Annotated in this window: 21 protein-coding genes; 14 read left to right on the top strand and 7 right to left on the bottom strand. The window is 40.6% G+C overall.

What is annotated here, in order from left to right:
• The 6 genes from ESV85_RS00360 (at position 1) to ESV85_RS00335 (ending at position 7,965) form a co-directional block, all read left to right on the top strand.
• Positions 1–2,934, top strand: a complete 2,934-nt coding sequence (locus tag ESV85_RS00360) for a prolyl oligopeptidase family serine peptidase (RefSeq protein WP_146914310.1) — start codon at positions 1–3, stop codon at positions 2,932–2,934.
• 170 nt (positions 2,935–3,104) lie between these two features.
• Positions 3,105–3,686 (top strand): hypothetical protein, encoded by a 582-nt coding sequence (locus tag ESV85_RS00355; protein WP_146914309.1) that lies wholly within the window; start codon positions 3,105–3,107, stop codon positions 3,684–3,686.
• Between the two features lie 121 nt (positions 3,687–3,807).
• Positions 3,808–5,199, top strand: coding sequence for a mercuric reductase (locus ESV85_RS00350; RefSeq protein ID WP_146914308.1), 1,392 nt, complete (start codon positions 3,808–3,810; stop codon positions 5,197–5,199).
• A 2-nt stretch (positions 5,200–5,201) separates the two neighbouring features.
• Positions 5,202–5,987 (top strand): tryptophan-rich sensory protein, encoded by a 786-nt coding sequence (locus tag ESV85_RS00345; RefSeq protein WP_146914307.1) that lies wholly within the window; start codon positions 5,202–5,204, stop codon positions 5,985–5,987.
• Between the two features lie 10 nt (positions 5,988–5,997).
• A complete protein-coding gene (locus ESV85_RS00340; RefSeq protein ID WP_191321868.1) occupies positions 5,998–6,546 on the top strand; it encodes a lipocalin family protein in 549 nt (182 codons plus the stop codon).
• A gap of 126 nt (positions 6,547–6,672) precedes the next feature.
• Positions 6,673–7,965 (top strand): OmpA family protein, encoded by a 1,293-nt coding sequence (locus tag ESV85_RS00335; protein WP_146914305.1) that lies wholly within the window; start codon positions 6,673–6,675, stop codon positions 7,963–7,965.
• A 58-nt stretch (positions 7,966–8,023) separates the two neighbouring features.
• Here the strand turns inward: ESV85_RS00335 and ESV85_RS00330 are convergent, their stop codons facing one another.
• Complete coding sequence (locus ESV85_RS00330; RefSeq protein ID WP_146914304.1) at positions 8,024–8,494, bottom strand: Dps family protein; 471 nt, start codon at positions 8,492–8,494, stop codon at positions 8,024–8,026.
• A 238-nt stretch (positions 8,495–8,732) separates the two neighbouring features.
• Here ESV85_RS00330 and ESV85_RS00325 point away from each other — a divergent pair, with 238 nt between their 5' ends.
• Positions 8,733–9,968 (top strand): sensor histidine kinase, encoded by a 1,236-nt coding sequence (locus ESV85_RS00325; protein WP_146914303.1) that lies wholly within the window; start codon positions 8,733–8,735, stop codon positions 9,966–9,968.
• Positions 9,969–10,281: 313 nt separating this feature from the next.
• Positions 10,282–11,862, top strand: coding sequence for a peptide chain release factor 3 (locus ESV85_RS00320; RefSeq protein ID WP_146914302.1), 1,581 nt, complete (start codon positions 10,282–10,284; stop codon positions 11,860–11,862).
• 39 nt (positions 11,863–11,901) lie between these two features.
• Here ESV85_RS00320 and ESV85_RS00315 read toward each other — a convergent pair whose 3' ends face one another.
• The 6 genes from ESV85_RS00315 to ade all read right to left on the bottom strand — a co-directional run bounded on the left by ESV85_RS00315 (position 11,902) and on the right by ade (position 18,853).
• Entirely contained in the window at positions 11,902–12,315 is a 414-nt protein-coding gene (locus ESV85_RS00315; RefSeq protein WP_146914301.1) for a hypothetical protein, read from the bottom strand.
• Positions 12,305–13,453, bottom strand: coding sequence for a DUF4221 family protein (locus tag ESV85_RS00310; RefSeq protein WP_146914300.1), 1,149 nt, complete (start codon positions 13,451–13,453; stop codon positions 12,305–12,307). Before ESV85_RS00310 ends, ESV85_RS00315 begins: the two co-directional genes overlap by 11 nt.
• A 97-nt stretch (positions 13,454–13,550) precedes the next feature.
• On the bottom strand, positions 13,551–13,733 hold the full coding sequence (locus ESV85_RS00305) for a hypothetical protein (protein ID WP_146914299.1): 183 nt from the start codon (positions 13,731–13,733) through the stop codon (positions 13,551–13,553).
• Between the two features lie 357 nt (positions 13,734–14,090).
• Positions 14,091–16,523, bottom strand: coding sequence for a TonB-dependent receptor plug domain-containing protein (locus tag ESV85_RS00300; RefSeq protein ID WP_191321867.1), 2,433 nt, complete (start codon positions 16,521–16,523; stop codon positions 14,091–14,093).
• Positions 16,524–16,662: 139 nt separating this feature from the next.
• Positions 16,663–16,956 carry a hypothetical protein gene (locus tag ESV85_RS00295; protein ID WP_146914297.1) on the bottom strand — a complete coding sequence of 98 codons (294 nt, stop codon included), beginning with the start codon at positions 16,954–16,956 and terminating at the stop codon, positions 16,663–16,665.
• A 250-nt stretch (positions 16,957–17,206) separates the two neighbouring features.
• The gene (gene ade / locus ESV85_RS00290) at positions 17,207–18,853 is read right to left on the bottom strand and encodes an adenine deaminase (protein ID WP_146914296.1); all 1,647 of its coding nucleotides are present in this window, start codon (positions 18,851–18,853) and stop codon (positions 17,207–17,209) included.
• 129 nt (positions 18,854–18,982) lie between these two features.
• On the opposite strand from ade, the gene cmk reads away from it, so the two are divergent.
• The 6 genes from cmk to ESV85_RS00260 all read left to right on the top strand — a co-directional run bounded on the left by cmk (position 18,983) and on the right by ESV85_RS00260 (position 24,742).
• A complete protein-coding gene (cmk, locus tag ESV85_RS00285) occupies positions 18,983–19,687 on the top strand; it encodes a (d)CMP kinase (protein WP_146914295.1) in 705 nt (234 codons plus the stop codon).
• Positions 19,671–20,567 carry a 4-hydroxy-3-methylbut-2-enyl diphosphate reductase gene (locus ESV85_RS00280; RefSeq protein WP_146914294.1) on the top strand — a complete coding sequence of 299 codons (897 nt, stop codon included), beginning with the start codon at positions 19,671–19,673 and terminating at the stop codon, positions 20,565–20,567. The genes cmk and ESV85_RS00280 overlap by 17 nt, the downstream gene beginning before the upstream one ends.
• 134 nt (positions 20,568–20,701) lie before the next feature.
• A complete protein-coding gene (locus tag ESV85_RS00275) occupies positions 20,702–22,054 on the top strand; it encodes a Na(+)-translocating NADH-quinone reductase subunit A (RefSeq protein WP_146914293.1) in 1,353 nt (450 codons plus the stop codon).
• Between the two features lie 5 nt (positions 22,055–22,059).
• Positions 22,060–23,277 (top strand): NADH:ubiquinone reductase (Na(+)-transporting) subunit B, encoded by a 1,218-nt coding sequence (locus ESV85_RS00270; protein ID WP_146914292.1) that lies wholly within the window; start codon positions 22,060–22,062, stop codon positions 23,275–23,277.
• Positions 23,264–24,028, top strand: a complete 765-nt coding sequence (gene nqrC, locus ESV85_RS00265) for an NADH:ubiquinone reductase (Na(+)-transporting) subunit C (protein ID WP_146914291.1) — start codon at positions 23,264–23,266, stop codon at positions 24,026–24,028. The genes ESV85_RS00270 and nqrC overlap by 14 nt, the downstream gene beginning before the upstream one ends.
• 30 nt (positions 24,029–24,058) lie before the next feature.
• Positions 24,059–24,742: an NADH:ubiquinone reductase (Na(+)-transporting) subunit D gene (locus tag ESV85_RS00260; protein ID WP_146914290.1), complete on the top strand. Its 684-nt coding sequence runs from the start codon at positions 24,059–24,061 to the stop codon at positions 24,740–24,742.
• The last annotated feature ends 4 nt before the right edge of the window (positions 24,743–24,746 follow it).

The following is a 24,746-nucleotide window of genomic DNA, read 5'->3' as shown; positions in this document are numbered from 1 at the left end:
ATGAAAAGACTCTTTACCTTTTTCTGGCTTTTTTGCCTGATAAGTAACCTGGCGCTTGCCCAAGACGAAGCGCCCAAGCCAATGACTTGGAAGGATGTTCCAACTTGGAAATACATGAACAATGGTTCTTTCAAAATCTCACCTGACGGCAAATGGATTGCCTACGGTATGACCGCCTTGGAGGCTGATGGAGAAGTGATTCTTCAATATGTGATTGATCCCGATTCCACGCAGACATTCAAAATAGGATTCACAACTTTTCCATCCATTGAATTCAGTGAGGATAGCAAGTGGATTGCTTTCAAAGAATATATAACTTTTAAGGAGAAGGAAGCCAACAAAAAGTCTAAGGGCAAGCCGCTTCACGACAAGGTCACCTTAATGAAATTGGGTTCAAAGGAGAAAGAAGACAAGATGACTTTTGAAAACGTAAGCAATTTCTCCTTCAATGGAGAAGCAGCTACTCATCTTGCTATCAACCTGACCAAAGACGGTGGCGGAGATGCCAAAGGCTCAGATCTTTTGATCTATCATCTCAACACAAAAAAAACGCAGAATCTTGGGAATGTAGCTGAATTCTCTTTCAATAAGAGTGGCAACTACTTGGCATATACCGTAGATGCTGCGAACGAATCCGGAAATGGTATTTACTTATTGAACTTGAACAACAACAGTATTTCTGTGCTTGACTCGGACAAGGCTGCTTATAAGTCAATCAACTGGACCGAAAAGGGAGATGCATTCGCCGCTCTGAAAATGGTTAAGGACAAGAAGTATAAGCAAGATCAAGGGAAATTAGTTGGGGTGAAAAACCTAACAAGTCCGCAAGTGACGGTATATGATCCAGCTAAAGATTCTACAGGCTTTTCGAAAGAATACACGATCAGTCCAAATCGTCGCCCAATGTGGTCGGAGGATTTGACCAGACTTTTCTACGGCATTCATCCGCTTGTTTTAGCCAAAAAAGAAGAGGAGAAGAAAGAAGTAGATAAGGATTCTGTGAAACTAGCAGAAGCGGAAGCGATGAAGAGAATCATGGCAGATACTTCTCTTAATTCCATTTCAGACCTTAAGAAAGCACTTTCCAAATTGGACTCTGGAAAAGTAAGTTCGAAAGATAACGATGCTGACAAACCAGATATGACCATCTGGCACTGGAACGACAGCAGACTCCAATCTCGCCAGCAGGTACTGGAAAACCAGGATAAGAACTACAGCTTCTATGCAATGTATGATGTGGCTGCACGAAAGCACATTCAGCTGCAAGACAGCACTATGCGGGACTTGAGCATTCTTGACAAGGAGAAATATGCGATCGGCTCAGACAATCAGTCTTATGAGTTAGAGTCTAACTTGGATGGTCAAAATTACCGTGACTTCTATATTGTAGATTTAATGACTGGAGATAAAAAGACACTTTTTACAAATTTCTATCTACCAGGATACTCTTCCTACCCTCGCAGCTCGCCGGACGGCACGAAGTTGATGTATGGATACGACGGCAATTATTACAGCTATGATATAGCATCAGGTGAAGAGATGAATTTGACGGCAAGCTTGCCAGTGACTTTTGTAGATGTGGAAGACGATCACAATGTGAAAAAGCCACTGGAAGGCTCACTTGGCTGGAGTAGTGATAGTCAGTATGTATTGCTGAATGATGGCTGGGATATCTGGCAAGTTCCTGTTACAGCAAAGGCCAAAGCTGTGAATTTGACCGAAAACGGGAGAACAGATAAAATCAGATATCAGTACCGTTTTTCTCTTGATCCAGATGAAAAAGGTATAAATCTCAATAAGCCACTTTATATCCAAATTTACGGAGAGTGGACTAAGAAAAGCGGTATATCTGTAATCAGTAGTTCAAAAAAAGGATTGGTACCTGGAGCGAAAGCATTGGTTTGGGAAGATGCTAGCGTAGGATCTTTGAAGAAAGCTGAGAAGGCTGAAGTGTATTTCTTCAACAAGGAAACATTCAACCAACCAGATCAGATTTATGCGGCAGATGCTTCTCTTTCTTCGCCTATCAAAGTGACAGAAAATGCTCCTGATGCAGGGAATTATGCGTGGTCATCAGGCACAAGGTTAGTGGATTATGTGTCTGACAAGGGAGATACGCTTCAAGGAGCACTTTTCCTCCCAGCCAATTATGTGGAAGGTGAAAAATACCCTACCGTAGTTTATTACTACGAGAAACTATCCCAAACTCGTCACAACTGGGTGAATCCTGGCTTCAGTGGCACAGGCTGGAATCCAAACATGTATACCAGCAACGGCTATGCTGTATTTATTCCAGATATCGTGTACACAATGGATGATCCAGGAATGTCTGCTGTTTGGTGTGTGATTCCTGGCGTGAAGGCAGCTATTGCAACTGGAGTCATCGATGAGGAAAACATCGGAATCCACGGTCACTCTTGGGGTGGCTATCAAACGGCATTCCTGATCACTCAGACGAATATGTTCAAAGCTGCAGCGGCAGGTGCTCCGTTGACCAATATGATTTCCATGTACGATTTGATCTACTGGAATTCTGGTGGAGGAAATATGTCGATTTTCGAAGCTTCTCAGGGTAGATTTACTGGAGCGCCTTGGGAAAACTGGGAATCGTATGAGCGAAATAGCCCAGTTTATCATGTGAAGAATGTAACTACGCCACTTTTGATGCTTCATAATGATAAAGATGGCGCGGTAGATTTCACTCAAGGAATTGAGTATTACTCAGCTTTAAGAAGATTGAAAAAGCCAGTGATACTAGTTCAGTATAAAGGCGAAAATCACGGTCTTGGAAAACTCGAAAACCGAAAGGATTACTCCGTACGGATGATGGAATTCTTTGATCACCATCTGAAAGGAGCTGATGCGCCAGATTGGATGTCAAAAGGAATTGACAAGATTGATCTGGATGAACATCTTAAAGAAAGAGCATTTTAAATTAAGGAGGAGCTGTAAAAGGCTCCTCTTTTTTCTTTGCAAGATGCCTAATGAATGATAATATCTATCGCATTTCCATCAAATAGCCCCTATTATCATCAAACGGTTGGGTAATTGTTTCACTTTCGCTTTATTTAAAAACCAATCGCAAAAGCGAATCAATACAACCCATGCAAGAAATCACCACAGAAAAAATCGTTAACTCAGAATTTGACATTGCGAAGCTCAAGTCTATATGCCATCAGGAAATGGATTCACATTATCACGAACACCTCGAAACCTATATTTATGATGAGGATTTTGATAGTGTTTGGGATAGTTATGTCAATATTTCTCCTGAAAAAGCATGGGGAGGTAAAATGGTCCGGTTCAAGCAATTGTATTCTAGAATAAACGGTGAGGAAGTTTTTCCCGGGCAAGTGTATACTGGAGGTATTGGTGTAGGACAAGTGATTTTGCTAACGCTTCATGTATTCAGCGGGGTAGTGAAATTGGTAGTAGGACATGAAGTCAAGGAAGTGAATAAGGAGAATCATCTGATCAAAATATGCTACTTGGAAAACTCAAAGTCTGAAGGCTCCCAATTGATCCGATTTAAAACATTGCCAAATGGAAAAACAGAAGTTTCTCATAAGACCTTCTATCGTAGCGGATCCATGTTCAGAGATAAATTCATCTATCCATATTTTCATACAAAAGCCATTAATGAATTTCATGGAAATGTAAGGAGCTTGATACTTTCAAAAGTCTAAGAATATAATTTCAGTAAGTTTTAGAGAAGGAGTCTGGATATCAGTCTCCTTTTTTTTGTCTTTGGCTTTCTGTTTGTAACTTCTAGACAAACGAAATTCACTCACCAAACTTTTCTTGAGCATGACTGAGGACAGAGTAGAAACTTTTGATGCCATCATAATTGGATCTGGCCAAGCTGGAAACCCGCTTGCGTTGGCACTAGCCAAAGAAAAATGGAAAGTGGCCATAGTAGAGAAAGGCGCTTTAGGAGGAACATGCGTAAATACAGGATGCACACCCACCAAAGCATACGTCGCGAGTGCCAGAGCTGCTTGGGCTATAGCTAATGCTCATACGCTGGGAATTGAAGTGCCCAAGTCGCCTAAAGTCAATTTGAAAGCAGTCAAAAAAAGAAAGGACAAACTTGTTAATGGCTCTAGGTTAGGAATTAGAAAAGCTCTTGCTGATTCGCCTCAAATCTCCATGATTAGAGGCGAAGCTACTTTCCTAGATAAAACTAGGGTAAAAGTAGGTTCTCGAGTCCTGAAGTCTTACAAAATATTCTTGAATGTAGGGGCTAGAGCTAGAATTCCAGAGGGATTTGAAGATGTAGATTACCTCACTAATACTTCTATACTACAGCTTGAGAAAGTTCCTGACCATCTCATCATAGTCGGAGGTAGCTACATAGGATTAGAGTTCGCACAGATTTTTAGAAGATTGGGATCGAAAGTTACCGTTTTGGAAATGGGTAATTATCTGATTTCAAAAGAAGACCATGACACATCAGACCTTGTCAGAGAAATTTTAGAAAATGAAGGGGTAAAAGTGATTTGCGGAGCCAAATGCCTGCAAGGCAAAAGCAAGAAATCTGGTGGTGCCACAGTTACTTTTCACAAAGAAGGAAAAGATAAGCAAGTCAGTGGATCTCATCTCCTCATCGCAACAGGAAGAATGCCTAATTCCGATCTTCTCAAACCTGAAAAGGCAGGCCTGATAATTAGCGATAAAGGTTATGTAGAAGTGAACTCAAAGCTTGAAACAAATATTCGAAGCATTTACGCTTTGGGAGATTGCAATGGTAAAGGAGCTTTTACGCACACTTCATACAACGATTATGAAATCATGGTAGATCAGCTTTTGGGAGATAAGAAAAGAACCTTAGATGATAGGATAACCAACTATGCTTTATATATCGATCCCCCACTTGGACGGGTGGGTATGACACTTTCTCAAGCAAAGGAATCCGGGAAAAATTTACTCTTTGCACGTATGCCTATGAGTGATATTTCGCGGGCAAAAGAAAAGGGAGAAACAGCGGGGAAAATGGATGTCATTGTTGATGCAGATTCTGAACAAATCCTCGGAGCAGCAGTTTTGGGGACAGGAGGAGATGAAATCATCGGGACTTTTTTAACCGCCATGTATGGCAAAATGAGCTACAAAATCCTGATGAATTCCGTGCAAACTCACCCTACGGTTACAGAGCTGATTCCTACACTACTTCAGCAGCTCAAGCCAGTTAAGAAATAACTATGAAAAAATCACATAAAGCATATGCCGTCCTGAATATGATCGTGTTGATCGTAGTAATCTTCTGGAATTACTGGGTGAATGCAAAAGGTCTGGATGGCAAAACCGTTAGTTCGGTAAGTGCCGACTATGAAAATCTATTCACGCCAGCTGGTTATGCATTTTCCATTTGGGGATTGATCTTTTTAGCGCTATTCGGACAGGCAATCTTCTTTATTTCTCGTGCTTTTAGCTCCACCAAAGATTCTGATTTTTTGTCCCAAATCGGCCCCTATTTGATTATGGCAAATATAGGGAATGGCCTGTGGGTCTACATGTGGCTGATGGAATATACAGGGATCAGTGTCATCATTATGTTGGGTATTTTATCCAATCTCGTTATTACTATCCTGAATACAAATATGGAGCGATGGGACGCACCAAGGCCGATCATCTTTTGGCTATGGTGGCCTATTGCACTTTATAGTGGCTGGATTGCTGTGGCGACTATTGCTAATATTTCAGCTTATCTGGGAAAAGCCGGCTGGGGAGCTGGTGACTCAGAGATCACTTGGGCTATAGTTATGATAATCGTCGCCGTAATCCTCAACCTCTTTATGATCTTCACAAGAAACCTACGGGAATTTGCTTGTGTTGGAGTTTGGGCATTGATCGCAATTTCAGTGAGACATTGGGGAAGTATACCTGAGCTACAATGGACAGCGCTTTTCGGAGCGATAGTGCTTTTCATAGCGATCAGTTATCATGGTTATAAAAACAGAGCAACGGCACCATTCAAGTTTAACTAAATCAACTAACATGAGAATTTTAAATAGATCTGAAAAACTAGCCTTAGTATTACCAATATTGGCTGCTGCAGGCATTATGTTCTTTTCACAGAAAGCACAAGCTCAGGATTTGGAGACGGTTCCTTATGTGGATCTTGAAAAATATTCAGGAGAATGGTTCGAAATAGCTTCTTTTCCTCAGTCCTTCCAAAGAGGTTGTACGTGTACCAAAGCCACCTATTCTGCTAATGATGATGGTACGATAAACGTAGAAAATACATGTAACATTCCTGATAAAGGAACTACTAAAACTTCCAAAGCCAAGGCATTTGTGGAGGAAGGGTCTGGAAATGCCAAGCTCAAAGTTCAATTCTTCTGGCCATTCAAAGGGAAATACTGGATCATTGACTTGGCTAAAGATTACTCTTACGCGGTAGTGGGACACCCAAATCGCAACTACCTCTGGATTCTGTCTAGGACGCCAAAGATGGATGATGGGACCTACCAAAAGCTAGTAACTTCAGTAACAGAAAAGGGGTTTGATGCCAGCAAACTCGAAAAGACGATTCAGTGTGATTGATAAAGGATTATTTGCAAAAGCTAGGAGATGATAAATGTCCGGGCTTTTTTGTGCTTAAGCTTAGGTATAATTGAGCATGGATTTTGTGTAGTTTTGCCCTGTCATTCTAATCACCCTCATCTTATAATGAAAAAACAATTCCTTACACTTGTACTTTTGGCACTCACGAATCTTGTTCTGGCCCAAAATGAGTTCAATCACTGGTCTCTAGAAACTAATGCGGGTTTCAATAAAGCTATGGCTCCCCTCACTCCGGGTTACCTGTCGCCTACTTTGAATATTGGCCATCTTGATTTCGGTGTGCGCTACATGTTTAATGAGAAATTTGGTTTCAAAGGAGATGTAGGTTTCGGCTCCTTTTCGGAGGCTAAAGGTCACAGTCCGTCATTTGCCACTAACTATTTTAGAGCGGATCTACAGGGTGTTGCCAACATTGGTAGGATCATGAATTTTGAATCTTTCTCCAGAAATATTGGACTTCTTAGCCATTTTGGAGCAGGAGCAGGAAGAGTTAGCTACGAGTATACGATCCTCAACACTGAGCCTGATTACGTTTATAACTTCATTACAGGTGTGACTGGTCAATTAAAGTTAGGTCGTCGAGTGGCGCTTACAGGAGATATTTCCATGATTCTAAATGGCAGACAGACTTATACTTTGGATGGGAATCAGTACAACGCCAACGTGCAGCCCGCACAGCCTAATACCAATCCACTAGTTCATGCACCTGCCACTTGGTGGACAGGAACTTTGGGTTTGAATTTCTATTTAGGTAAAAATGAAGAGCATGCTGATTGGTATATTGCTGCGGACAAATATGCTACTAAGGAAGAGCTGGCTACGCAGATCAATGGCATCAAAGACATGTTGAAAGATTCTGATGGTGATGGCATTCCTGATTACTTGGACAAAGAGCCAAATACACCTGCTGGAGCTAGAGTAGATTCTCATGGCTCCACGATGGATTCTGACGGAGATGGCACTCCAGATCACGTTGACAAGTGCCCATTCCTTCCTGGTCCAGCATCTACAAACGGATGCCCGGTAGAAGAAGTAACAGAGCAAATTGACTTCTTCAGAAAAGCAATTAATGACGGCTATGTAAATGTGTATTATGCTTTCGATAGTGCTAAGCCACTTGGATACTCTACTAGCGCTGCAAACTATGTGTCAAACTTCTTGAAAAAGAATCCAGGAGTAAGTGTTGAAATCAAAGGGTATGCAGACGAATTAGGACCTGAAGATTACAATAGGAAGCTTTCTGAAAAAAGAGCTAAATCAGTATATGATATTTTGGTAGCCTCAGGTGTAGATGCTTCAAGACTTTCTTACAAAGGGTACGGAGAAGATACTAGTGTGGACAAAACCTCTGCTGACGCAAGACAATTGGCTAGAAGAGCTAGCTTCGAAGTGAAATAAGGTTTTTATAACCTTAAAATGAAAAACCCGGTTCCTTTTGGAGCCGGGTTTTTATGTTTTATCTAAGGTATGCCGAAAGCATCCAAACCACCTTTTCCTTGGCGGTGATGTAATCACTCATCAAAGAGGCAGTTCCTTCGTCATTCGAAGATTCTGCAGCTTCCAGAGTTTCTCTTTCTAATTGTAATAAGGTGTTCAAATTACTTTTTACAGTCTCCACCATTTTAGTAGGCTCAAGGATTTCTTTTGCTTCTTTGATAGTAGCTGTTTCTATATATTCCTGGTAGGAAGAAAGTGGTCTAGCTCCCAGAGTGAGGATTCGTTCGGCCGTTTCATCCACAGCTAGATTAGCAGCATTGTAGAGTTCTTCGAATTTAGCGTGAAGTTCAAAGAAATTCGGGCCTGATACGTTCCAATGAAAATTTCTCAAATTCTGATAGTAAACCTGGTAATTAGCAAGCAAGTCATTGAGCTTTTCCACCAAAACCTTACTTTCTTTGATCTCTAATCCGATGTCGTTCGTTTTCATATGTTTATTATTTCTTTTTCAATGCTCATATGGAATCTCGCGTGCAATATAATCATCCCGGTGTGTGACGCCCGAGGGATGCTCGAATTCATATTTAAGTTGTTTAATTTTCTCTACTTGAATTAAAGTATAAATTTACTCAATAGGCCTACGCCTTCCCAACTGATAAAATCTATCTCCAAGTCATACTATCTATGTGATTAGGAAGTTAGTAACGGTAGTAATTCAAGTTCGATTAATGAAAAAAAGATTTCAAGACCTTACCTCCTTAGACTTTTACACCAACAAGAAGCAGGTCAAATGGATTGTTGTTGCTGCATCCTTATTGATAGGAGCTGGTTCAATCTGGTATACAAATAGCTTGGTGGAGGAATTGCGAGAGCGAGAAAGGCGCCAAATAGAGCTGCTTTCCAGTGCCTTGGAGTATGCGGCTACGACGATGGAGAACCTGACTTTTATCAATCAGGAAATTATCCAGCAGAACTATTCCATACCTATCATTATGGTGGATGATACTGAAAATCCAATCGAATTCAGAAATATCCCTTTTAAGAATAATGCGAGTGCCGAGGATTCTGTAGAAACGTTGAAAAAGGAGCTGGCTGAGATGCGTGCTGAATACGAACCTATCTTACTTCCTGAAGCGGACATTCAAGTTTTTTATAGAAACTCGGAATTACTTATTAATCTAAAATACTATCCCTACGTACAGTTGGGAGTTATTTTGATTTTTGGAGTACTGGCTTACGCACTTTTCAATCAAAGCAAAATCGCCGAGCAAAACCGTGTTTGGGCTGGACTGACTAAGGAAACGGCACATCAGCTTGGAACTCCGATTGCATCATTGATGGCTTGGATTGATTACCTGCGCAATTCTCCCGTCTGGGATGAAAACAAAGAAATCATCACTGAAATGGACAAGGATGTGGTGAAGCTGCGGATGGTGACGGAGCGATTTAGCAGCATAGGAAGCAAACCTGTGATCCAGTCAGGAAATGTCTTTGAAACAATCGAAGACACCATCAATTACCTACGACCTAGAATTTCTACCAAAGTGGAAATGAATATTCATGCAGATTCCAAGGATCTGGATGCGATGATGAACAAGCCACTTTTTGAGTGGGTGATTGAGAACATTTGCAAAAATGCCGTGGATGCGATGAAGGGTAAAGGGAAAATTGACATTGAGATTCTTCAGGACAGCGACAAATTTGTGATCATTGACATCACAGATACGGGCAAGGGAATGGAGAAAAGAATGTACAGGCGTGTCTTCAATCCAGGATTCTCTACTCGACAAAGAGGTTGGGGCCTCGGGTTAACACTTGCCAAGAGAATCGTGGAAGGCTATCATGGAGGGAAGATATTCGTAAAGCATTCCGAAGTAGGAAAAGGAACCACTTTCCGGATTTTGCTTCATGGAAGTCATGAGGGAGCATCGCAATTTATTACGGAAGGAATCCTTGAATACTAAGGATTTACGAATTACGATTTTTGATTTACGAGATTTTCTAGAACTCCCGTTTGTATTCCGCAAAGTTGACAGCCTTGGATCTTAATGGATGAAATTGATGCGCTCGGAGCTTCCCAGAATTGCTTCCATTTTTTTTTATGAAATGTTCAGAATTGTAGGTGGATTTTAACTCTATCGGGAATCTCGTAAATCGTATTTCGTAAATCTAAAATTTATCTGAAGCTCTCATTTTCCTCATAAATGTTACATTAAAACTCCGGCCTCATTTTTAGCGGTTTTTCCCTACCTTTGCACCCTTAATTTGATGTCTCCCATGAGTTTGAAAGAAGAAATCCAGAAGCGTAGAACCTTTGCAATTATTGCTCACCCCGATGCAGGTAAGACCACTCTGACTGAGAAGTTGCTGCTTTTTGGTGGTGCGATACAGACTGCCGGTGCCGTGAAATCGAATAAAATCGATACAGGAACTAAGTCGGATTGGATGGCAATAGAGAAGCAAAGAGGTATCTCTGTGGCGACTTCTGTCATGGGTTTCGAATACAAGGACATCAAAATCAACTTGCTTGATACGCCTGGTCACCAGGATTTTGCGGAAGATACCTACCGAACACTTACTGCGGTCGATTCAGTGATTATGGTGATTGACTGCGTGAAAGGCGTGGAGATTCAGACGGAGAAACTCATGGAAGTTTGCCGTATGAGAAATACTCCAGTGATCTGCTTTATCAATAAACTCGATAGAGAGGGCCGCGATCCTTACGAGCTGATTGAAGAAGTGGAGCAAAAGCTCAACATTCAGTGTCGCCCGCTTTCTTGGCCTATCGGTATGGGAAAAAGCTTCAAGGGTGTTTACAACTTGTTTGATCATAAACTCAATCTTTTCACGCCTTCTCAGCGGAAACTCAGTGATGTGCGTCAATCATTTGCAGATGTGAATGATCCAGAATTGGATGGATTAATCGGGAGTAACTTTGCCAAGCAACTCCGCGAAGATGTGGAATTGATCGAGGGAGTATATCCTGAATTCGATCCCACAGAGTATTTGGAGGGAAAAGTAGCGCCAGTTTTCTTTGGATCGGCAGTGAATAACTTCGGTATCAATGAGATGTTGGATACTTTTATCAAAATAGCTCCAGCACCGAAAAGCCGTAGAACGGAAGATCGTGAAGTGAAGCCAGATGAGAAGAAATTTTCAGGTTTTATATTTAAGATCCACGCCAATATGGATCCTAATCACCGAAATAGAATTGCTTTCTTGAGAATATGCTCAGGGACTTTTGAGCGAAATAAGCCTTACAATCACGTTCGTGGTCCTAAACCTTTGCGCTTTTCCAATGTGACTCAGTTTATGGCGCAGGATAAGGAAATGATCGATGAGGCATTTCCAGGTGATATTGTAGGTCTGTATGATACGGGTAACTTGAAAATTGGCGATACGCTGACTGATGGCGAAGACATGCAGTTCGTAGGTATTCCAAGTTTCTCTCCGGAGATTTTCCGTGAAGTGGTGAACAAGGATGCGATGAAAACCAAGCAACTGGAGAAAGGCTTGAAGCAACTCATGGAAGAAGGAGTGGCACAGATGTTCACCTTCGATATGGGTTCTCGTAAAGTAGTCGGAACTGTCGGCCAACTTCAGTTTGAAGTAATCCAGTTCCGATTGAAAAATGAATACAATGCTACGGTAGAGTTTCATCCTATGAACCTGTATAAAGCCTGCTGGATCACGAGCAAGGACAAAAAGCAGTTGGATGAATTTGTCCGCTCCAAAAACCGTCACATCGCCCATGACAAGGACGGCAAGCTGGTCTTTATGGCCGAGTCAAAAGCCTGGCTTCAAATGGTGATGGATAATTACCCTGAGATAGAGTTCCATTTTACTTCGGATATTTAATCAAAAACCCTCCAGATGTAGAAGATCTGGAGGGTTTTTTTACAAATTGCCAATACTGGTGAAAAGTGACTCATAATTCAAGATTTCAAATTTCTCTATTCCTTCATTACTGAATAGTAAAATCTGATCTTGAAGATCAACAATACCTTCCTGAATCAATTTCTTTTCCTCATCCAAGTAAACAGGTACAGATGATTGCTCAAATAAAGGATTCAATCGCATGATTTTAGTATTCTTTGCCACAATGACTATTGCCCCATTTGCCGGTTCAAGGTCACTTAATTCTTGATACAGCTGATCTAAACAAGTTTTACATCCTTCGGGATGAATGACTAAAATCCAGTCACCAGGTTCAGGAATTCCCAAAATCTCAGCAACCCTATTTTTATTTTTACCTGAACATCCCAATACCAAAAAGATAATAGAAACGATAAGAATTCTTTTAATCCTCATATTCTAATCCTTCAAATCTAATGATGTCATAGCGCAGGAAATTCTCATCAAAGTCATCCCGATTTGGATTGTTGGTTGAGACATAGAGCCCTTTTTTACCAACGAAGTAATTCCAGTTTTCTACAGCATGGTCTTCGAATAAATGCTCTCCAATGATATCTAAATCTTTATTAAGGACTAAAACTCCCACTCTGGGTTTGTTGGTAAATAATTCTCGAGGAGTCAGATTATAATTTTCCAATTTTATGCCTGCAAAGAAGAAGCGATAAAACACATCTCTATAATGATCATTTAGTAAGATTTCATATCTGCCCGCTTCTAATGCTCTAATCATTCCTTGATCCCCAACGGGATAATCTTTTAAAATATTAAACTGATTTAAATGTGATGATCTAGCTTCCTTGTATCCAAGAAGTTTTCTTTTGTTTTTCGAAATAATCCATAGTCTGTGATCTGATAGAGGAGAAACAATGATTGAGTCATATCGATCGGCCCACGATAGATTCGGGTCTTTTTTTCCTTTGTCCCATTCATCTTCTGGTCGATTAATATCAAGCCACGCTACTTCAGGCTTTTCTAATGAAAGATTCATGTAGAAAAAAGGGGTAGATTGTTTCGCCTCGCCTTTTGATGTTTTGAAAATGTCGGAGAAAAAAGGTTGAGAACCGAACAAAGTATCACCTTTAAATAAAAATGGAACTAAATTAGTAGAACCCAGCCAATTCACTTTATTTTTGGGATCATTTACAGGTATACTTCTTTTTTTATTTCCGCTAAAGTCAAGTACTTGAATTTTTGGAGGTATTGATGCAAGAAGTAAACAATCCAATGAGGCTATTGTAAATCCATTGAAGGATCCGACACCATTTGGACCTTCTCTATCTATTTTTATACTTTTTGAAGATTGTTTGGTTTCCAAATTAAAGAATTCCAATCTCTGACTAGTCTTGCTGTACAGAGCCAAATACTCTCCAGAATCACTATCTAAGTATTGATTTCTAGTTATACTGGGAACAAAGTTTTCTTTGATAGGAATTTTTAAAGTTTCAAAAGTATAGGTGTTTATTTCATTCGTGACATTCTTAGGGTTACAGGAAATTATGGCAACAATAAATACTAATTTATAAAGCTTTGTCATTCTTGTTTTTAGAAATGAAAGAGATCGTTTTAAATAGCATTTCAAATGCCCTGAATTTAAAACTAATCTCCTTCAATAATTATTTGGTTGATGAAATTTAATCCTCTTCGGCTTCACATCCACACATTGCATCTGAAATAGGATCGAAGCAATCATTGCCGTTCCAATTACATTTAACAGTAGCTTGGGCTTCTGCGTCGAAAGAACCTGAATATGCCATTCCGAAAACACTAATACCTAAAATTCCAACTCCTAATGCTAATAGTTTTAACTTTTTCATCTTAAATAGAATTTACCTGAAAAAATCCCTTTGTGTAGGCGGATTCGTTTTCCTAATCACTTGGCCAAAAGATCACTAGCAATATAGGTGGGGGGGCGGTAAAAGTGCAACTAATTATTAATATTTTTTTTAAGAATTTAGTAATCAACATTTTTAAACATTTTAACGTCAGAATTAACTTTATAAAACTGAGGATGAAAGAGATTGAACTGACTAAGTCTTTTTTGGAATCTTAAGGGGTTTCGGTTTTATTGAAAAATTCGGAATTGGACTCCGGACTTTTCCACATTACTTCAGAATATTAAAAGTCGAAACCTTCCAGGTTTCAAAAACCTAAAAGGTTATTTACTTATCCGCTTACTTTTCAATAATGTAGCTAAATCTTGAAGTTCCAGGTTTACCACCTTTACTAATTCCTTCTATCTCTCCATAAATCACATTCTCCGCATCAGAATTGTAAAAGGAAACAGAGGCTTTTCCATGTGAATCCGTTTGAATATTCGGTGCCCAAAAAAGTGTTGCGCGTCGATCTAGTTTTGCCTGATTAAGTTCTTGTAGAGGGTACTTTGGGGAATAAAACTCTTTTGCAATCTGATAGCCTATTACTTGGAGTCTTTCATCTTTTTCACTTGCTGCGATTGCGTCTCCAATTTCCTTTTTGGTGTAAAATCCTATTACACCATTTGCTCCTCTTGCACCGAAGATCGCGGTATCTGGTCCTTTCCATACGGTATAACTTTGAATTTCGTGAACGGGTAGGCTTTGTAAACTCTCCAGTTTGATGGGGAAATCATTCAGCAAAATCAAAGGCTCCATACTGCTGTTGATGGAACCTACACCTTGGATTAGAATCTTGGAACTTGGTCCAGTGCCTGTTATTTGAACACCAGATACCCTTCCTTTGACGAGATCTAGGGGGTGCTGTTGGTTTTCTAGATCAATCTTTCCGGCCACTTGCATCTGGACAGTTCCAGCACCATAGGAACTGGAGGTTTTGGAGGGTTTATCAATTCTTTTTCCCTTCACCTCTACTTCCTCAAGAGACAGTTCTGAGTTATCGAGGTCAAAGGCTTTTTCTATCGCTTGACGCTCTGCGGCATTTGTCATGAAACTCTGCTCTAAATCGCTCGGTCGAATAAGTGTAGAACGGATGTGATAGGCAAGACTCGGAGAATGATAGGAGCTATCTATCGAAACAGTAGCGGCTTTTCCCTTGATAGATTTCCCTTGTAGCATTACTTTCGTCGAGTCAAAAAAGATAAGGTCATGAATTTCAAATTCACCAATTGAGTTGCTTGTGGCCGTCTTAGATTCAGCAATCGGAAATAAAGACAAGTAAGAAACCGTTCCTTCCTCGATAGGCTGATTATTCTTAATGTCTGTAAGAACTCCTCTAATCGACAAACCTCTTTCAACTCTATAAATAGGATCTGGCGCATTTTCGCTCAATGCCTGTTTAATTGTGAATTTTCTCCAGCCCTGCGTCAGCATCAGGATATCTAGCTCTTTTTCACGATCCTGATTGGTGGAATTGAAATAATATCCGGGTGATTCGATGTGTCCTTTAAGTTCTGAAGAAAGTAAAAGATTAGATTGTATCGTTTCCTTGTTTTCATTCAGAGCTACCTGACTACCATCAAATACACTTAATGACATATTAGCCGCGACTGGATTTCCCTCTTTATCTTTTGCTTCTATATCGACTTGAACTCGTTCTCTTGACTTATAAACTGATTTGTTCATGGAAGCAGTGATGGTCATCTGATCCTGTTGATCAATGAATACTAGCCGCTCTGCCAGTGGATTTCCTGTTTCATCCAAGGCCGTGATTTGTGCAATGCCAGAGGGAAACTCTGTCTTCGGGATTCGGACAAAAACGATCTTTTTTGAAAGATCTGCCTTACTGGAAGCACCGACAATACCTCGAGTTTGTGCTAAGAGAAAAACGGATTGTAAAGTGGAGTTTTCAGTCGCTTGAATCTTAATTAAGATGTCTGATGATTTGGGAGAATTGGTTATTGACATCACGATGCCGGATTCAAGCGGACTGGGTAAAATCACTTCCTGACCTCTTGACTCTATCTGGGCTTTGTATTGTTTGCCTTTTTCGGGAAGTAATGCAAATACTCCCATTCCTAATTGATTACTTTCAAACTCAGCGATCACTTTTTCACCGTCAAGAATCCTACCTTTCACGAATTTTCCTAGACCATCTGTTCCGATAGCCTTAAATGCCACTTTGCTCATAATCCCCTCGACCAAGCTACCGCCTTCAGGAAAGAACTGGATGTCTAGATTTCCCTGAGTTAATTGCTCTTGACTTTGTGTTTTTTCATTCCAGATTTTTAGCTGTTTGTGGAAAAAATATTCTTCCCCTGAATTTCTCATCCAGTTGGTATAAGATCGCAGCAAGTAGTTACCAGCAGGTAGCGATTCATCCAATTCTAGCTGACCAGCCGCAAAACCATCAGGAGAAAAAAGCTGATGATGCTGGATAACTTCACCGGAACTATTGATCAGCTCGAGGTAAATAGTATTACTGAGTAACGATGGTTCATGGTATGGACCTGCGGTAAGATAGGCTTTAAACCAAATCGTTTCGCCAGCGGCATAGTCCTCTTTGTCTACATGGATATAAACTTTCTCATGGGGGCTTTCAGTGAGATATTTCTCAAAAGCGGAAATGATTCTTTCTAAAGGATCAGTAGCTGGAGAGAAGGAAATCAGGAAAAAGGCAATAAAGCCAAACAGTGTTCCGAGGCGGTACTTTGTTTTTTTTGGTTTTATCAAAATCCTCATCTTTAATTTAGTTCTTAAGTAAGATAAATATTTAAGAATAATCTAGAGTATTAGTTTGTATGATTTTGATAAATAGTAAGCCTTATTTTAATTGGTGTATGGCAATTACTTATGGATAGAATTCTACTTTTCAAAGTACCATAAGCGCTAGCAAAACAAGGTTTATTCCTATCCTGAAAATGAAGGCGATGTTATTCTTGCCTGGATTCTCGATTTCTTCTTTGTGTTTTAAACTTTGAAAGAAGAAGTATGCTGAACCGATAATCGTAAAGGACACGATGATGATCAATGGAATGATTAGAAACTCTAGCTCCTTTATTCTACTTGCAAATACATTTACAACAAATGAAATCAGAGTCACTACACTCCCAATGGAATGGGCTTTTTGGATTTGGGATAAAATATGGAAGTCTGGATCTTTCAAAATAGGATGAAGGATAATTTTAGCAAAAAGGATGGTTCTACCACGAATTTAATGGAAGTCCGGTAATGAAAATCTACCTCCTAGCTGAATAACGCTTAAAGAAGCCTGATATTCAGTCTTAAAATGCTCCTGGCCTTTTCTCCATTGATATTTAAGCCTAACAAGAACCATGTTTTCCACTAACTTAAGGGTAGAACCAAAAGGATAAAGCGTCTTAGAATAAGTTTCACTTTAGGATTTGGCACATCGGTCACCCGGAATCTGTCATAGGGCTTTCTAAAAACACCTCCTCAAACTCAAATCTCTGCCCATTAAACAACCCTTTGTCACTAAGCTTCAGATCTGGAATTACAAGCAAAGCCATAAAGCTCAGCGTCATAAAAGGGGAATTTAGCGTAGCACCCATTTCTTTAGCAAGTCTATCGATACATGTGTAGGCAGCGGCAACTTCGTATCCATCCGAAGCGGACATAATTCCTCCGACTGGAAGAGGAAGTATTTCTTCCTGTTCTCCAGAGACGGCTGAAACTCCGCCTTTTGCAGCTATGATTAGATTGACTGCTTTGCAAATGGATTCATCATCGATGCCGACAGCGATGATATTATGTGAGTCATGGCCTACTGAGGAAGCAATGGCTCCAGTTTTTAGTCCAAAATTCTTAATGAAAGCTATTGCTGGTGGAGCATCTTCGTAGCGATTGACCACCGTGATTTTTAAGATGTCTTCAGCAGGATTTGATTCTGCGAAGCCATCTTTGATTAGAATCTCTCCTTTGATTTCCGGCGTGATCAATTGTCCGTCCAGAGCTTCGATGACTCTGACTTTGGTTCCGTTTGCTTTGAGTTGAAAGTCTTCTGGTTTCTTTATTGAAGTATTGAAATTATTTATAATCTCATTTTTGATTGGCTTAATCAGCGTCTTTCCATTTTCAGCTACTTTCTCTCCATCTATATAGGTGCTGATGACTTTGAAATCTTTCAAGTCTTTCACCAGAATAAAATCAGCTGGATCACCTTTTCTAAGTTGTCCTACATTCAGAGAGTAATGAGCAATCGGATTCAGGCAAGCCGCTTGAAGTACATGAAACACATCTTTGCCTTTTGCGACAGCTCTAGCGGCTAGCTCATTGATATGAGAAACTGCTAGATTATCGGGATGCTTATCATCCGAGCAAAACATGATCATCTCTGGATATTCATCGATCATATCGATCAACGCCTCGAAATTTTTGGCAGCTGAACCTTCACGAATGGCTATTTTCATCCCAAGTTTTAATTTTCCCAGAGCTTCATCAGCTGTAAAGCATTCATGATCTGTGCTTGGGCCAGCACTTACATATTTCTCTGCCAGTACTCCTTTTAGTCCAGGTGCATGTCCATCGATGGGTTTGCCGTATTTCTTCGAGATTTTGATTTTCTCCATCACCAATTTATCCCGATTCACCGTTCCTGGCCAGTTCATCATTTCTGCCAGATAATGAATCTCAGGACGAGACATTAGGTTTTCTATGTCAGCGGCATTGATTTCTCCGCCCGCTGTTTCAAAAGGAGTGGCAGGGACGCATGAAGGAGCACCGAAGTAAAACTTGAAAGGAACCTGATTTCCATTGTTTATCATGTATTCCACGCCTTCCATTCCGCAGACATTTGCAATCTCATGAGGATCGGAGACCGTTGCAACTGTGCCATGGACCACAGCTAGTCTGGCAAATTCGGAAGGGACAAGCATAGAGCTTTCCACATGCACATGTGCATCGATAAAGCCAGGCATCAAATAGGGCAATGAAGAATCCGCTTCTATTTTTGTCAGTTTGGCAATTTTCCCATTTAGGATATTGATAGAAACAGCATAGATTTCACGGTTTGGGATGTCTACGAATTGACCTAGGATTTGCATAAAAATGTGGGAGAAATTAATTGGAGAGAATCTGTATAAGCGATTCGATTCCAAGGTTTGGGTATTGGTTTAGATTAAAACTACTATATTTGCGCAGGAATAAAAAAACGAATTAAGCGGGTTTTTTGAATGAATAAAATCGTCATCGCCATCGATGGATATTCGGGATGTGGGAAGAGCTCCACGGCCAAAGCAGTTGCAAAGGATTTGGGATATACTTACATCGATTCTGGAGCTATGTATAGAGCGGCGACGCTACATTTTTTGAATCATTTCCTGTCGCCTGCTAATCCACATGATGTGGAAAAAGGGTTGAAATCACTAGAAATTTCTTTTCACCTAAATCCTGATACGCTCAAACAAGAGACATATCTAAATGGTTTGAACGTAGAGGATGAGATCCGTACGATGCGTATTTCTAATAAAGTATCTGAAATCGCTACTATCGCGTCTATCAGAAAAGAGTTGGTAGCACAGCAGCAACGCCTTGGAAAGAAGAAAGGTGTGGTCATGGACGGACGGGATATCGGGTCAGTGGTTTTTCCAAATGCGGACCTGAAAGTTTTTATGACTGCGGATTTAGATACCCGAGCTGTAAGAAGGCAAGAAGAGCTTTTGGAAAAAGGCGAACTAGTTGATCTGGAGGATATCAGAACCAATCTTGCAGAGCGAGATCGAGTGGATTCTTCCCGTGCAGAAAGTCCTCTAAAGAAAATGCCAGATGCAGTGGAGGTAGATACCAGTAATATTACCTTTGCGGAGCAAGTGGGAAAGATTGTCCACGCAGCAAGACAAATCATAGATAAACAAGAGAGCTATGCAGGTAACCATTGATAAAAACTCTGGGTATTGCTTCGGAGTAGAATTTGCCATCAAAATGGCAGAGGATGAGATGGAGCAAAGCGATCAGCTGTATTGCCTTGGCGATATCGTGCACAATGATATGGAGGTTTCGCGCCTCAGTGCAAAGGGTCTAGTGGTGATCGATCGTGAGCAGTTGTCAGAATTACGTGATTGCAAGGTGTTGATCCGTGCACATGGAGAACCTCCTGAGACTTACAGAACTGCCATAGAAAATAATATAGAGTTGATTGATGCTTCTTGTCCAGTAGTGTTGAAGCTTCAGCACAGAGTGAAGACGGCTTTTGACAAAATGGAGCGAGAAGAAGGTCAGATTGTCATTTATGGCAAAAAGGGCCATGCGGAAGTGATTGGCTTGACTGGCCAGACGCTTGAAAAAGCTATCGTGGTGATGGAAGATACTGATTTGGACAAAATAGATTTTTCCAGGCCAGTGACGCTTTTCAGTCAAACAACGAAAAGTACCAAGGGTTTTTACGCGATTTCTCAGAAAATAGAAGAGCGGATCCAGGCAGCTAAGCAAGAACTGAGTAGGGAAACTTTCAATGCAAATGATTCAATTTGCCGTCAGGTCTCCAATCGTGAACCACAATTGGAGCGTTTTGCTCAAGAAAATGATGTGATCTTATTCGTTTCTGGCAAGAAAAGCTCAAATGGAAAGGCGCTTTATCAAGTTTGTCTTGGACAAAACGAAAGAAGCTATTTCATAGAAAATGAGACAGAAATAAATACTGATTGGTTTCAAATAGATGAAAAAGTAGGGATCTGCGGTGCTACTTCTACCCCGATGTGGTTGATGGAGCAAGTGAGGTCATATGTGGAATCACTCGAAGAAGGAGTCCTTTCAGTCTAAAAATAGGATGTATTAAAAACAAAGGAAGCCATTCTTCCAAAAGTTCAAACATTAAAGTTCATATACGCTCAGATTAAAAAGGTTATTTATTAGATTTGGGGCGTTTTTCAAAAGCTCATAGTTCAAAAACAGATATGTCTAAAATAGTGAAGCTTAAGAAAGGTTTTGACATCAATATGGTGGGAAAGGCTAAGCAAGAGCTGGCTGATTTCGCCCCGGCGCAAACCTTCGCAATTAAGCCGACAGACTTTATTGGGCTCCAGCGCCCTAAAGTACTTGTCAATGAAGGAGATACCGTAAAGGCAGGTACTCCAATCCTGATCGATAAAGCATTGGATCAAGTGATTTATGCGGCTCCTGTTTCCGGCAAAGTTGTCGAGATAAAGAGAGGAGATCGTCGTAAGTTGCTTGAAGTCAAGATTTTGGCAGATGCGACCATCATTCACGAGCAGTTTGCACAAGTTGATATAGCTTCTCTGGATAGAGATGCTTTAGCAGCTAAACTGGCAGCAAGTGGCACATGGCCTAACATCATCCAAAGACCTTTCGGTATAGTCGCAAATCCAGCAGATACGCCTAAGAGTATCTTCATCTCTGCTTTTGATACTCATCCTTTAGCTCCGGATTATGCTTTTGCATTGCAAGGACAGGAGAAATATCTTCAGGCAGGTATTGAGGCTTTGGCTAAACTGACGAGTGGCAAAGTTCACTTGAACGTAGATGGTTCTAAGGCTGTTCCAGCGGTTTTTGCAGATTTGAAAGGCGCACAAGTGAACAAGTTCTCAGGTCCACACCCTGCGGGTAACGTAGGTGTGCAGATACACCACTTAGATCCAATCAACAAAGGTGAAATTGCTTGGACTGTCACTCCATATGGAGTAGTTCAGATTGGTAAATTCGTTCTGGAAGGTATTTACGATGCTTCTAAAGTTATCGCAGTTACAGGATCTGAATTGACCAAAGCCGCTTATGTAAAGACTTATAGCGGTGCTTCTATTTCTACTTTTGTGAAAGGGAATCTTAATTCTGGTCACGTAAGAGTGGTTTCTGGAAATGTACTTACTGGCGAGAAGATCTCTTTGGAAGGTTTTCTAGGCTTTTATCATAATCAGATCACTGTCATTCCTGAAGGTGATTACTATGAATTTATGGGTTGGGCAAAGCCTACCACTAGATTGAGCTACCATAGAGCACTAGGTTTGCTTTCCTTCCTTACTCCAAACAAAGAATTTGTTTTGGATTCTAACGGTAGAGGAGAAGAAAGAGCATTCGTTCAGACTGGTGTTTTTGAGTCAGTTACTCCAATGGATATTCTTCCGGTTTATCTTTTGAAAGCTATCATGGCTGAAGATTTTGACGAAATAGAAGAATTGGGGATCTATGAGATCGTGGAAGAAGATTTAGCTCTTTGTGAGTTTGTGGATGTATCAAAGCATCCTGTGCAGGAGTTGGTGAGAAAAGGAATTGAATTAATCCAATACAGTTAATCCATATGAAGTTTCTAAGAGATTTATTGGACAAGCAGAAGCCACTTTTCGAAAAAGGGGGCAAGCTTGAAAGTCTATATTACGCGTTTGAGGCAGGGGATACATTTATGTTTAGCCCTAAGCATACTACAGGTATCAAAGGAGCACAAGTAAAAGATGCTATTGATCTGAAGCGAATGATGATCACGGTGGTAATCGCCATGATTCCTTGTTTGCTATTTGGTATGTATAATACTGGTCATCAGCATTTGTTGGCGACTGGCGGCACTGCAGGTCTTTGGGAGAATTTTGGTGATAAAACCTGGATAGGTGTAATGCTTGTTCTTCCTATCGTACTGGTAGCTTATACAGCTGGTGGTATTGTTGAAGCAATTTTCGCAGTGGTTCGTAAGCACCCAATCAACGAAGGCTTCCTGGTAACAGGGATGCTAATACCTTTGGTAGTGCCTGCTACTACGCCATTGTGGCAAGTAGCTTTGGCTACTGTTTTCGCGGTAGTGATAGCAAAAGAAGTTTTCGGTGGTACTGGCATGAACGTGCTTAACGTCGCTATGACCGCTAGAGCATTCTTATATTTCGCATATCCTGCACAGATTTCTGGTGATCAGGTTTGGACTTACTTAGGTGATAAAATGCCAGTGGATGGCTTCTCTGGAGCTACAGCGCTTTCAGTTGTATACAATGCAGGCGTTGAAGGAACACAGACCGCAGTCGAAGCGCTTGCAAGCCACAACACAGTACTTGGATCAGGCTTATTTGAATTTACAAACTTGTTTATCGGATGGATACCTGGTTCAATAGGCGAGACATCAACGTTGATGGCTTTGGTTGGAGCATTGATCCTGATTGCTACAGGGGTAGCTAGCTGGAAGATTATATTCTCTGGCTTTGCTGGTGCTTATATCATGGGATTTGTGATGAATCTTTTTGCAGTAAATGAATACATGGCGCTACCTCCTCAGTATCATTGGGTGATGGGAGGTTTGGCATTCGGTATTGTCTTCATGGCAACTGACCCGGTGTCTGCAGCACAAACTGAAACAGGTAAATGGATTTATGGTCTTTTGATCGGGTTTCTTACTGTGATCATACGAGTGACAAACCCTGCATATCCTGAGGGAATTATGCTAGCAGTTCTGTTTATGAACGTGTTCGCTCCATTGATCGATTATTATGTAGTTAAGGCAAATAAAACAAGGAGGTTACAACGTGCAACAGTCTAACACTTATATTATTACATTCTCCGTTATTTTGACGGTGATTTTGGGATTACTTCTTTCTGGTACTTCGCAGGTGCTTGGTCCCATGCAGAAAGAAGCAATTGCCCTAGATAACAAGAAGCAAATCTTAGGTGCTTTAATTTCAGGTGATGAAATTGCTGCAATGAGTCCTAAAGAAGTGAATGCTTACTATGAGAGTAGAGTATCAACTGTTGTAGTAGATATCAACGGTAAGGAAGTTACGGAACAGGATGGAGTTGCAGTGACTGCTGAAACGGTAGATGTGGCAAAGAATTACAAGAAGCCAAAAGAGGAAAGATTGTTTCCAGTTTATATTTACCATGCCGAAGGAAATCCTGATGATGTAGCAAATTACGTTTTGCCACTATATGGCGCAGGTCTTTGGAATGCTATCTGGGGATATATAGCTTTAGATACTGACATGAATACTGTAGGAGGTATCACATTAGCACATGCTGGTGAGACTCCTGGACTTGGCGCAAGGATCACCGATTCGGAAGTGCAGTCTCGCTACGTTGGAAAGACAATTTATGATGAGTCGGGAAAACTTGTAGCAGTAGAAATGCAAAAAGGAGAAGGTATTGATTACTCCAATAGTCCTCATAAAGTAGATGGTATGTCTGGTGCTACGATTACTGGCAAGGGAGTAAATAATATGCTTTATAATTACCTCAATTATTATCAAGCTTACATAGAATCTAAAAAGTCATCTACTGCTGTAGCTGCACTTTAATAAAATTATCAACTCAACAATTTCATAAACATGAGTGCTGAAACTGTAGAAAAGGCGATTGTGACAAAGTCCGCTGAGGCTTTATTATCTAAGCGCCGGAAAAAATTAATATCGGATCCATTAGTGGATGATAATCCAGTAACTATTCAGGTATTGGGGATCTGTTCTGCTTTGGCGGTAACTACCCAGATGAAGCCTACTTTGGTTATGGCTATTGCGGTAATCTTTGTGGTGGTAATGTCCAACTTTGTGATCTCTTTGATGAGAAATACGGTCCCTGGACGTGTTAGAATTATTGTACAGCTTGCCGTGGTAGCGACTTTGGTTACTTTGGTAAACGAGGTATTAAAGGCTTTTGCCTACGACATGTATAAGGAGCTGTCTGTTTTCGTCGGACTTATTATTACCAACTGTATTGTAATGGGTAGACTTGAAGCATTTGCAATGGGTAATAAACCTTACGATTCAGTATTGGATGGATTTGGATCTGCTTTGGGTTATTCTTGGATCATTTTGGCAGTTGCCTTCTTCCGAGAATTACTCGGTTCAGGTGCTGTATTTGGTGTTCCTGTTTACGATTACATTTCTAGTTTATTTGGACCTGATTTCACATTAGCTACCAATGGTTTGATGGTGTCACCGGTAGGTGCATTTATGATTTTGGGAATCATCATCTGGGTACAGCGTACCAAGACAGGTTATGTTGAACACTAATTAA

The sequence above is a fragment of the Algoriphagus aquimarinus genome (genome assembly GCF_007997215.1).
GTDB lineage: Bacteria > Bacteroidota > Bacteroidia > Cytophagales > Cyclobacteriaceae > Algoriphagus > Algoriphagus aquimarinus_A.
This window is presented reverse-complemented; position numbering and strand designations above follow the sequence as displayed.